Genomic DNA, 11,526 nt, shown 5'->3' on the forward strand with positions numbered 1-11,526 from the left:
CGCCTTTCGGCGGTTTTTTATTGGGCTTTACCCCTGCTCAGCGTTGAGCCGCGCGGGCACTCAGCTCGGCCTTCTCGGCTTCGCTCAGGAAGGCCAGGGTCAGGCCGTTCTGCTGGGCGGTGCGGATCTCGCTCACCGTCATGCCGGCAGCAGGGGCCGCCACCTCGTATTCATGGGGCAGGTCGATCCCCTCCACCGCCGGATCGTCGGTATTGAGGCAGGCCAGCACGCCGGCTGCCAGGAACTGGCGGATCGGGTGATCGGGCAGACTCGCCACCGTGGTGGTCTGGAGGTTGGAGGTGAGGCAGGACTCGATGCCGATGCGGTGTTCGGCCAGATAGGCCATCAGGGCCGGATCCTGGATGGCCTTGACACCGTGGCCGATGCGCTCGGCTCCCAGCTCGCGAATGGCCTGCCACATGCTCTCGGGGCCGGCGGCTTCACCGGCGTGCACGGTGACCCGCATGCCTGCATCCCGCACCCGGCGGAAGTGGTCGGTGAAGAGTTCGCCCGGGAAGCCCAGTTCGTCGCCGGCCAGATCGATGGCGACCAGGCGATCGCGATGAGCCAGACAGGCATCCAGCTCCTGCTTGCACTGCTCGGTGCCGAAGGTACGGCTCATGATGCCGATGAGATTGGTCTTGATGCCGAAGTCACGGCTGCCTGCGGCCACGCCGTCGATGATGGCTTCGACCACGCCCTGCGGGTGAAGTTTGTGGGTCATCGCCATGTAGGCCGGGCTGAAGCGCAGCTCGGCATAGTCGATCCCGGCACGCAGCAGATCTTCCACGTTTTCGTAGGCGACCCGGCGGCAGGCATCGTAGTCGGCCAGCACGGCTACACCCCAGTCCAGTTTCTTCAGGAAGGCCACCAGACTCGGCTCGTTCTCGACGATCTGCACGTGCGGGCGCAGGGCTTCAAGCTCGTCGGCCGGCAGTCGGATGTTGTGCTGACGTCCCAGCTCGAGAATGGTCTGCGGGCGGATGTTGCCATCCAGATGGCGATGCAGGTCGGTCAGGGGGAGGGATCTGTCAATCATGGGGCACCTTCTGCGAGTCGGGTTGGAAAGCCTGCCATTCTAGGCGGGGCGCCTGAAAAAGATACCCCGTTTGCAAGCAAACGGGGTGTGATTGGTCAGGCTTTCCCTCAAGGCGTGATGGGAATCGTTTTTCCCGCAGGCTCAGGGAATGTCGAGCTCCTTGAGCTTGCGGGTCAGGGTATTGCGGCCCCAGCCGAGCAGGCGGGCAGCCTCCTGCTTGTGACCGTGGGTGTGATCCAGTGCCGTCTCCAGCATGATCCGTTCGAACTGGGGCATGGCATCCGCCAGGATATCGGTCTCCCCCAGCGCCAGCTTGGCGGCCACCCAGTCCTGCAACTGCTGCTGCCAGCCACCGGTCAGGGCGGGCTGGCCCGGCTCGGCGGTGCTGGTGATGGGAGTCAGCAGCTCGGTGGGCAGATCGCCTACCAGCACCTCCTGGCCCGAGGCCATCACCGTCAGCCAGCGGCAGACGTTCTCCAGCTGGCGCACGTTGCCCGGCCAGGGGAGGCGGCTGATGTAGGTCTGGGTATCCGGGTGCAGGCTCTTGGCCTCCACGTTCAGCTCCTTGGCGGCTCGCAGCAGGAAGTGCTGGGCCAGCTGGGGGATGTCCTCCCGGCGCTCCTTGAGGGCCGGAATATGGATGCGGATGACGTTGAGGCGGTGGAACAGATCTTCCCGAAACTCGCCGTCGGCGACCCGCTTCTCCAGATTCTGGTGGGTGGCGGCAATGATCCGCACATCCACCTGCACCGGTTGGTGGCCGCCAACCCGGTAGAACTGCCCGTCCGCCAGTACCCGCAGCAACCGGGTCTGCACGTCCAGCGGCATGTCGCCTATTTCGTCGAGAAACAGGGTGCCACCATCGGCCTGTTCGAAGCGGCCGTGACGAATGTTGTTGGCGCCGGTGAAGGCTCCCTTCTCATGACCGAACAGCTCGGATTCGATGAGATCTTTCGGGATGGCCGCCATGTTGAGGGCGATGAAGTTCTTGTGGGCCCGGGGGCTGTGCTTGTGCAGGGCATGGGCAACCAGCTCCTTGCCGGTACCGCTTTGACCGTTGATGAGCACCGAGATGCTGGAGCGCGACAGCCGGCCGATGGCGCGGAACACCTCCTGCATGGCAGGGGCTTCGCCGATGATCTCCGGGGTGGTGGTGGCTTCCTGTTGGCGAGCCTTGCGCTTGGTCCGCTGCTCCTTGAGGTGGTTCTCGGCCCGGCGTACCAGGGTGACCGCCTCGTCGATGTCGAACGGCTTGGGCAGGTATTCGAAGGCACCGCGCTGGTAGGCGTTGACCGCGCTGTCGAGGTCCGAGTGGGCCGTCATGATGATGATGGGCAGATCGGCCTGGCGGCGATGGATCTGCTCCAGCAGGCTCAGGCCGTCGATGCCCGGCATGCGGATATCCGAGAGGATCACGTCCGGTGAGCGCATCTCCAGTGAACTCAGCAGGGCTTCGCCGTCGGCGAAACTTTCGCATTCGAAGCCTTCGCTGCCAAGGGTGCGCTCCAGAACCCACCGGATGGAGCTGTCGTCATCGACGATCCACACTTTTGCTGTCATGAGGTTCCCTTATTTGCGAAGTGGTAGATAAATGGTGAATTCGGTGTGGCCCGGCCAGCTGATGCAGTCGATGCGACCCTTGTGCTGATCGATCAGGTTCTGGGCGATGGAGAGGCCCAGGCCCGTTCCCCCTTCCTTGCCGGTGATCATGGGGTAGAAGAGGGTGTCGCGAATGGCGTCGGGAATGCCGGGGCCGTTGTCGATGATCTTGATTTCGGCCGCCAGGCGATAGCGCTGGCCATGGATGGTGATCTGGAAGGCGGTGCGCGTCTTGATGCGGATGAGGCCGTCCTGATCCCCAAGGGCCTCGGCGGCGTTGCGCACTATGTTCAGGAACGCCTGTTGCAGCTGGTCCGATTCCATCTCGAATTCGGGGATGCTGGGGTCGTAGTCCCGCTCGATGCGGATCTGCGGCGGCAGCTCCAGGTCCACCAGACGGCGCACCTGTTCCAGCACTGAGTGAACATTGTGCATCTGGTGACGGCCGGGACGCTGGGGACCGAGCAACCTGTCGACCAGCACCCGCAGGCGATCGGCCTGCTCGATGATGATGCCGGTGTATTCACGCAAGGCCGGGTCGGGCAACTCCTTTTGCAGCAGTTGGGCCGCGCCGCGCAATCCCCCCAGGGGGTTCTTGATCTCGTGCGCCAGGCCGCGCACCAGCTCCTTGGCGGCCTGCTGCTGGGCGTGTTGCTGCAGCTCCTGGCTGATCTTCTTCTGCTGATCGATCTTGCGCAGCTCTACCACCATCAGTCGCTGTTCATGATCGGCCATGGGGCTGACGCTGATCTCCACCAGCCTGGGCTCCCCCTCCACCACCAGGGTGACTTCGCTGTCGGTGAAGCCCTGCCCCGAAATGAGGCACTGTTTGAAACGCTGCAGATCGAGAGAGATGTGTTCCAGCAGGTGGGGCAGTTCGATGCCGATCAGTCGTCGTTCGCTGAGGGAAAGCAGCTGCTCTGCCGCCGGGTTGACGAATTGAATGCAGAGACGCTCATCCATGAGAATGACGGCGGTCAGCAGGTTGTCCAAGAGTGTCTTGGCGTTGTCCGAGCGGGTTGGCACAGGTTTCTCCCTAAAACGGTGCTGTACACCTAGAATGCACCAATATAGTGCATCAAGTTTACCCGCATCGGTGCGTCACATCACCCCTAATTGGCCTTGGGGGCGGCTCTGGGAGCCTGATTCACCGACGCCCTGTGCAGGTAAAAGGTGGTTGGCTTAGATTTAGCAAGGATCGTACCGTCTTTGGCGAGCAACTCGAGCCGTGCCTCATAGGCGCCCCTATCGAGGTTTTCCACCCGTATGGCCAGGCTGTTGTGAACCAGGGGCACCGCCTTGCCGTTCAGGATCAGGCGAACATCGTATTGCACCGGGACCTGGGGAGAGATCTCGCCCTGGAAGACGATGTTGCCGGTATTGTCGCGCAATGTGCTGCCCGGTTCCGGAGAGATGAGATCGATCTCCAGGGGAGCCGCTTCCAGGGCTTTCCTGGCATCGACACCGGTCAGGCTGTTGAAGTTGTCCACCTGGACCGAGTGGGGGGCTGTGCCGATGAGCGGCGAGACCCGCAGGTCCACCTCTTTTGCGCTCTTGCCGGGAGGGGGGGCATCGGTGTAGTGGGTCACCCCCTGGGGATCGACCCAGGAGTAGACGCGGGCGGCCTGTGCGGAAGAGGAGGCCATCAGCAGGAGGCTCAGCAGCCAGGGTACAGTGTTCATCCATCTCTCCTTGACGGGGTTCACCTTAATCCTATCAGAGAAAAACCACGGGGTCGGGGTGTGAACAGCCGAGGGTGGTACGGCTCCGTGAACGGGATCATCTTTCTGCATGATCGTGCCCGTTCGGCGGTATTTCCGTTGCCAGAATGAAAAAAACCCGCCAGATGGCGGGTTTGTCATGGGAAAGCGGATTAGACGGAGTAGTACAGCTCGAACTCCAGCGGGTGCGGGGTCATGCGCACGCGGTCAACATCCTGCTGTTTCAGTTCCAGGTAGGAGTTGATGAAGTCATCGCTGAACACGCCACCACGGGTCAGGAACTCACGGTCTGCATCCAGTGCGGACAGCGCTTCGTCCAGGGAACCGGCAACGGTCGGCACTTCGGCGGCTTCTTCCGGCGGCAGATCGTACAGGTTCTTGTCCATGGCATCGCCCGGATGGATCTTGTTGATGATACCGTCCAGACCGGCCATCAGCTGGGCAGCGAAGGCCAGGTACGGGTTGGCAGCCGGATCCGGGAAGCGTACTTCGATGCGGCGGGCTTTCGGGCTCGGCACGACCGGGATACGGATGGAGGCAGAGCGGTTGCGGGCGGAGTAGGCCAGCATGACCGGTGCTTCATAGCCCGGCACCAGACGCTTGTAGGAGTTGGTGGTCGGGTTGGCGAAGGCGTTGATGGCCTTGGCGTGCTTGATGATGCCGCCGATGTAGTGCAGTGCCATCTCGGACAGACCGCCATACAGGTCACCTGCGAACAGGTTGACGCCGTCTTTGGCCAGGGACTGGTGGCAGTGCATGCCGGAGCCGTTGTCGCCAAACATGGGTTTCGGCATGAAGGTGACGGTCTTGTTGTAGGCGTGGGCCACGTTGTGGATCACGTACTTCAGGACCTGCACTTCGTCAGCCTTCAGGGTGAGGGTGTTGAAGCGGGTTGCGATCTCGTTCTGACCGGCAGTCGCCACTTCGTGGTGGTGAGCTTCGACGACCTGGCCCATCTCTTCCAGCACCAGGCACATGGCGGCACGGATGTCCTGGGAGGAGTCAACCGGGGCAACCGGGAAGTAACCACCCTTGACGAACGGACGGTGACCCTTGTTGCCGTGCTCGTAGTCGGTACCGGAGTTCCAGGCAGCTTCTTCGGATTCGATCTTCACGAAGCTGTGGCCCATGGTGTTGGAGAAGGTGATGTTGTCGAACATGAAGAATTCCGGCTCCGGCCCGAACAGCACGGTGTCAGCGATGCCGCTGGACTTCAGGAAATCTTCGGCACGCTTGGCGATGGAGCGCGGATCACGGTCATAGCCTTGCATGGTGGCGGGTTCAAGCACGTCACAGACGATGTTCAGAGTGGTCTCTTCGGTGAACGGGTCCAGTTTGGCGGAAGCCGGGTCCGGCATCAGCACCATGTCAGACTCGTTGATGCCCTTCCAGCCGCCGATGGAGGAACCATCGAACATCTTGCCGTCTTCGAAGAAGTCTTCGTCAACCTGGTGGGAAGGGATGGATACGTGCTGCTCTTTACCCTTGGTGTCGGTAAAACGCAGATCAACAAACTTGACTTCGTGTTCCTGGATCAGGGCCAAAACGTTCTGGGCTGACATGCTAAGTAACCTCCGGTGTTAAAACTCTTTGGGTGAATGCGTCGTCACATTCACATAAGCCAGTATCGTGCCAAGTTTGTGACAGCTTGATTTCAGGGCACTTGCACCGTTTCAGGCTGTCGAGAAACCCGTTCTCATGCCGGTTGCTGCATTAAAGTGGTGCAACCTTGGATCGTTTTGGTGCACCGAGATGGTGCGCCAGCGTATCCAGGCCATCTAAGCAGCCTTTTGCCGCGGGGTCCATGATCCTGATCCTTTGTTGTGTGTGAATGTGTTGCAATTCTGCTAGGCAGATCACAAAGGCGAGAGTACAATTAGCGCCCAATTTTACCCGGTGATTTGAGGCGAGAATGTTAGAGAATTTACGCAATATTGCGATTATTGCGCACGTTGACCACGGCAAAACGACTCTGGTTGATAAGCTGCTGCAGCAATCCGGCACTCTGGATCGCACCAGCGAAGGTCAGGAACGGATCATGGACTCCAATGATCTGGAACGGGAACGTGGCATCACCATTCTCGCCAAGAACACTGCGATCCGCTGGAACGACTACCGCATCAACATCGTGGATACCCCGGGTCACGCCGACTTCGGTGGTGAAGTTGAGCGCGTACTCTCCATGGTTGACTCCGTGCTGCTGCTGGTCGACGCCGTTGACGGCCCGATGCCGCAGACCCGTTTCGTGACCCAGAAGGCGTTCGCCCAGGGTCTGAAGCCCATCGTGGTCATCAACAAGATCGACCGTCCGGGTGCTCGTCCTGACTGGGTAATGGATCAGGTCTTCGATCTGTTCGACAACCTGGGTGCCACCGATGAGCAACTGGACTTCAAGGTTGTTTACGCCTCTGCACTGAACGGTTGGGCCACCCTGGATCAGGACGTCCCGTCCGAGAACATGGAACCTCTGTTCCAGGCCATCGTCGACAACGTGGAAGCCCCGAAGGGCGACGTTGACGGTGCCTTCCAGATGCAAATCTCCCAGCTGGACTACAACTCCTACGTGGGCGTCATCGGTATCGGCCGCATCACTCGTGGTCGCGTCAAGACCAACCAGCAGGTCACCATCGTCAGTGCCAACGGCAAACCGCGTACCGGCAAGGTCGGTCAGGTGCTGGGCTACCTGGGCCTGTCCCGTACCGAAGTGACCGACGCGCAAGCGGGCGACATCATCGCCATCACCGGTCTGGGCGAGCTGAAGATCTCTGACACCATCTGTGACAACAGTGCCGTCGAAGCCCTGCCGCCGCTCTCCGTGGACGAGCCGACCGTGAACATGACCTTCCAGGTCAACACCTCGCCGTTCGCCGGTAAAGAAGGCAAGTTCGTCACCTCCCGCAATATTCTGGAGCGTCTGAACCAGGAACTGGTCCACAACGTGGCCCTGCGCGTGGAAGAGACCGAAGATCCGGACAAGTTCCGCGTCTCCGGCCGTGGTGAACTGCACCTCTCCATCCTGATCGAAAACATGCGTCGCGAAGGTTACGAACTGGCGGTATCCCGTCCGGAAGTTATCCTGCGTACCGTGGATGGCGAACTGCAAGAACCGTTCGAAACCGTTACTGTGGACGTGGAAGAAGCGCATCAGGGTTCCGTGATGGAGCAGCTCGGCCTGCGTAAAGGCGAGATGACCAACATGACCCCGGATGGCAAGGGTCGCGTCCGTCTGGACTTCATCATCCCGAGCCGTGGCCTGATCGGCTTCCAGACCGAGTTCCTGACCATGACCTCTGGTACCGGTCTGCTGTACCACACCTTCGACCACTACGGTCCGCACAAGGGTGGCAGCATCGGTGAGCGTCAAAACGGCGTGCTGATCTCCAACGCCACCGGCAAGGCCCTGACCTTCGCCCTGTTCGGTCTGCAAGATCGTGGTCGTCTGTTCATCGGTCACGCGACCGAAGTGTACGAAGGCCAGGTGATCGGTATCCACTCCCGTTCCAACGACCTGACCGTCAACTGCCTGAAAGGCAAGCAGCTGACCAACATGCGTGCCTCCGGTACCGACGAAGCCCAGGTGCTGACTCCGCCGATCCGCATGACCCTGGAGCAGGCTCTCGAGTTCATCGACAACGACGAGCTGGTGGAGATCACCCCGAAAGCCATCCGTATCCGCAAGAAACTGCTGACCGAGATGGATCGCAAGCGCGCCGGTCGTGCTTGATCGATAGCTGTTCATCGACAGACCAAAGAGAGGCCTTATGGCCTCTTTTTTTATGGGCTCGACATGAGGGCGCATGGGGTTTGAGCTCGATGGCGGCGCATCCGGCCGGTCTGCGGGTGGCCAAATGACCACCCTATCTGACACAATGTCTGCATGATCACGCTTACGAGAAACAAGATGCAGCAGCAGATCCGCGGCCGTCTGGCCCATGCACTCTCCTTCTTGCGCCACGATGGTGCCCACTTCGCCCAGTTTGTCTGGGGCCGCTTCCAGCAGGACAGATTGACGGTGACCGCCGGTTACCTGGCCTATGTCACCCTGCTCTCCCTGGTGCCCATGATCGCCGTGGTGTTCGGCATGATGTCGGCCTTTCCGGTGTTCCAGAGCCTGAAGCAGGCGATGGAGCAGTTCGTCTATCACAACTTCGTCCCCACCGCCGGGGAGATGCTCAAGGAGTACATCGACGGCTTCGTGGCCAACGCCACCAACACCACGGCCGTCGGTATCGGTGCCCTGATCGTGGTGGCCCTGATGCTCATCTCGGCCATCGACAAGAACCTCAACTACATCTGGCGGTCCACCCGAAGCCGGCCCTTGGCCCAGGCATTCGCCATGTACTGGATGATCCTGACCCTGGGCCCCGTGCTCATCGGTGCCAGCATCGCCATCTCCTCCTACATTCTCTCGCTCAGGTTGTTCGCGGCTGACAGCCTGTTCGGTATCGGCTATCTGCTGTTGCGCAGCCTGCCGTTCCTCTTCTCCGTGCTCACCTTCCTGCTGATCTATACCGTGGTGCCCAACTGCCGCGTGCGGCTGACCCACGCCTTCATCGGTGCCCTGGTGGCGGCCACCCTGTTCGAGCTGGCCAAGCGCGGCTTTGCCATCTACATCACCAACTTCCCCTCCTACCAGGCCATCTATGGCGCCCTGGCGACCATTCCCATCCTGTTCGTCTGGGTGTATCTGAGCTGGCTGGTGGTGTTGCTGGGGGCCGAGACCACCGCCTGCCTCGGGGAGTACGAGAAGCCCGGTGCAGAGGAGCTGGCCTGACGCCGGCCGGCCATCACACCGGATCCCGGCACAAAGACGTTGGCCCGGGCAGGGCATTTATTGGTAGCATCGACGACCGCTCATCCCGCAGGATGGGCGGTCGTGCTGTTTTGAGAGGAGAGGGATGTGATTGCACTGATTCAGCGGGTCAGCGAGGCCAGCGTAACGGTAGAGGGAGAGGTGACCGGGGCCATCGGCCAGGGGTTGCTGGTGCTGCTCGGGGTGGAGCAGGGGGATGACGAGGCCAAGGCGGACAAGCTGCTGCACAAGGTGAGCGGCTATCGCATCTTCTCTGACGAGAACGGCAAGATGAACCTCAACGTGAGCCAGGTGAGCAGCAGCCTGCTGGTGGTCTCCCAGTTCACCCTGGCGGCGGATACCGGCAAGGGGATGAGACCCAGCTTCTCCGGTGGCGCCCATCCCGCAGATGCAGAGCGACTCTATGAGTACTTCGTGGCTCGCGCCAGGGAGAGCGGCGTGCCGACCGAAACCGGCCGCTTCGCCGCCGACATGAAGGTCAGGCTGCTCAACGACGGCCCCGTCACCTTCTGGCTGCAGGTATAAGGGTGGCAGGCAGGGCAGGCCTCACCGGAGGGGCAGGACGCGATGCCTGCACACTTCGCAGGTTCTTCACCCTGCCGGTACTCGCCCGCCCTGGCCATGCTGACGGGTCGCGTGCAGGATGACGTTGCGGTAGCCGGGCACGTCGTGGACGTGGGTCGGGCCTATCCACTCCTCTGCCAGTCGCAGAGCCTGTGCCTGTTCGAGCCGGGTGCGGGGCAGCAGATTGATGATGAGGGTTCCGCTCAGGCGGCTGGCCAGTGCCTGATAGAGCGGAGCCTGGAACAGCAGAAGGGGGTTGCCGTCCTGGCTGAACAAATCCAGCAGCACCAGATCGTAGATCTCCTGGCTCTGGTGCAGGAAGTGCAGCGCATCGGCGTGATGCAGCCGAGGCGAGCCCCCTGACGAGGGGAGGAAGAACTGCTGGAACAGGGTGAGGATCTCGGCATCCAGATCCACGCAGTCGTGGTGGGCATCGGGCCAGCGTGCCGCCAGGTGACGGGTGAGATCCCCTCCGCCCAGCCCCAGCTCCAGGATCCGGCTTGCCTGCTTTGGCAACTGCTCCGCGATGCTCCGTTGATGAGGCAGACAGAGGCGGGCCGGCTGGTGGAGGCTCATGGCGGATTGCACCACGCCGTCCATTTCCAGCCAGCGATGACGGGCATTTTCAAGCACCGAAACGCGGCGTTCGGGTTTGGCACTGAGGTGCAATAAGTGATCGGCTTGGTACGCTTGCAGATTGAAGTCCATGAATTTGCACGGCAAGATGGCTTTCGACCAGTGTAACTCAAGGATGTTGTTATGTACCGGGTGGTCACCCCCCAAACGGCAGCCGAGCTGGATACCTACTACAGGCTGCGCCGGGAGAAATGGTTGCGTCAGTCCTTCCATCTGCCAGTCGGCGCACACTCAAGGATCGCTTTATGTACCGGGTAGTCACCCCAGAAACACCAGCGGAGCTGGATGCTTACTATCAGTTGCGCTGGGAACTACTGCGCAAACCCTTCAATCTGCCCCTTGGCTCCGAGCGTGACGAGTACGATACCGTCGCCATTCACCGGCTGATGCTCTCACCCGACGGAACGCCCATCGCCGTGGGTCGCCTCTTTGTGGGCGGCGATGAAGCCCAAATCCGCTTTATGGCGCTGCGACCCGAATTTCGCGGCCAGGGGCTGGGCGCCCGCATGGTGGAGGATCTCGAGCAGCTTGCCCGCGACGAGAAGGTGAAACGGCTGGTGATGAACGCCCGCCAGGAGGCGGTGGAGTTCTATCGCCGCTGCGGCTTCCTCGAGGTAGGGGAAGGCCCCGTCTCCTTCGGCCGCATCCCTCACCGCCAGATGATCAAGTCCCTGAGTCCCATGCAGACCATCCAGTACCGTCCGGAGTGGTGCCAGGATCTCACCACCCGCTGGTCGCGGGGTATTCCCATCAGCGAGAAGATGGGGGTGCACATCACCCACTACGATGGCCAGACCTTCCACCTCAAGGCCAACCTGGCGGCCAATCTCAACGTCCACGACACCATGTTCGCCGGCAGCATCTACAGCCAGTGCGTGCTGGCGGGCTGGGGTCTCATCTGGTTGCAGCTCAAGGAGGCAGGGCTGGGAGGGGATACCGTGCTGGCCGAGGGCAACATCAAGTATTATCGGCCGGTGAGCGAAGAGCCGGAGGCGCGGGTGGCCCGGGAGGGCATGCCCGCCGTGCTCGAGCCGCTGAGGGGCGGAGAATCCGCCAAGTTCAGCCTGCGGGTGCAGCTGTTCAGCGGCCGCAAGCTGGCGGTGGAGTTTGTCGGTCAGTATGTGGTACTGCCCATCAAGCGCGGCGCACGCTGA

The 11,526-nt window shown here is 61.4% G+C and carries 10 protein-coding genes; 4 read left to right on the top strand and 6 right to left on the bottom strand.

What is annotated here, in order from left to right; genetic code table 11:
• Positions 1–37 precede the first annotated feature (37 nt).
• The 5 genes from add to glnA form a co-directional block, all read right to left on the bottom strand.
• On the bottom strand, positions 38–1,039 hold the full coding sequence (gene add / locus AB7E19_RS18525; protein WP_124244936.1) for an adenosine deaminase: 1,002 nt from the start codon (positions 1,037–1,039) through the stop codon (positions 38–40).
• A 141-nt stretch (positions 1,040–1,180) separates the two neighbouring features.
• The gene (gene glnG, locus AB7E19_RS18530; RefSeq protein WP_010672523.1) at positions 1,181–2,599 is read right to left on the bottom strand and encodes a nitrogen regulation protein NR(I); all 1,419 of its coding nucleotides are present in this window, start codon (positions 2,597–2,599) and stop codon (positions 1,181–1,183) included.
• Positions 2,600–2,608: 9 nt separating this feature from the next.
• A complete protein-coding gene (gene glnL, locus AB7E19_RS18535; RefSeq protein WP_010672524.1) occupies positions 2,609–3,664 on the bottom strand; it encodes a nitrogen regulation protein NR(II) in 1,056 nt (351 codons plus the stop codon).
• 86 nt (positions 3,665–3,750) lie between these two features.
• On the bottom strand, positions 3,751–4,320 hold the full coding sequence (locus tag AB7E19_RS18540) for a DUF4124 domain-containing protein (RefSeq protein ID WP_266109835.1): 570 nt from the start codon (positions 4,318–4,320) through the stop codon (positions 3,751–3,753).
• Positions 4,321–4,511: 191 nt separating this feature from the next.
• Positions 4,512–5,921 (bottom strand): glutamate--ammonia ligase, encoded by a 1,410-nt coding sequence (glnA, locus tag AB7E19_RS18545; RefSeq protein ID WP_010672526.1) that lies wholly within the window; start codon positions 5,919–5,921, stop codon positions 4,512–4,514.
• Positions 5,922–6,271: 350 nt separating this feature from the next.
• Between glnA and typA the strand changes: the two genes are divergently transcribed.
• The 3 genes from typA (at position 6,272) to dtd (ending at position 9,697) form a co-directional block, all read left to right on the top strand.
• Positions 6,272–8,083 carry a translational GTPase TypA gene (gene typA / locus AB7E19_RS18550; protein WP_043153538.1) on the top strand — a complete coding sequence of 604 codons (1,812 nt, stop codon included), beginning with the start codon at positions 6,272–6,274 and terminating at the stop codon, positions 8,081–8,083.
• A 177-nt stretch (positions 8,084–8,260) separates the two neighbouring features.
• Positions 8,261–9,133 (top strand): virulence factor BrkB family protein, encoded by an 873-nt coding sequence (locus AB7E19_RS18555; RefSeq protein WP_039039511.1) that lies wholly within the window; start codon positions 8,261–8,263, stop codon positions 9,131–9,133.
• A 126-nt stretch (positions 9,134–9,259) separates the two neighbouring features.
• On the top strand, positions 9,260–9,697 hold the full coding sequence (dtd, locus tag AB7E19_RS18560) for a D-aminoacyl-tRNA deacylase (RefSeq protein WP_319860251.1): 438 nt from the start codon (positions 9,260–9,262) through the stop codon (positions 9,695–9,697).
• A gap of 66 nt (positions 9,698–9,763) precedes the next feature.
• Here dtd and AB7E19_RS18565 read toward each other — a convergent pair whose 3' ends face one another.
• Positions 9,764–10,444: a methyltransferase domain-containing protein gene (locus AB7E19_RS18565; RefSeq protein WP_319885385.1), complete on the bottom strand. Its 681-nt coding sequence runs from the start codon at positions 10,442–10,444 to the stop codon at positions 9,764–9,766.
• A gap of 173 nt (positions 10,445–10,617) precedes the next feature.
• Here AB7E19_RS18565 and AB7E19_RS18570 point away from each other — a divergent pair, with 173 nt between their 5' ends.
• Positions 10,618–11,526, top strand: a complete 909-nt coding sequence (locus AB7E19_RS18570; protein ID WP_010672532.1) for a bifunctional GNAT family N-acetyltransferase/hotdog fold thioesterase — start codon at positions 10,618–10,620, stop codon at positions 11,524–11,526.

The sequence above is a fragment of the Aeromonas sp. genome (genome assembly GCF_050252055.1).
GTDB classification, from domain to species: Bacteria; Pseudomonadota; Gammaproteobacteria; order Enterobacterales; family Aeromonadaceae; genus Aeromonas; species Aeromonas caviae.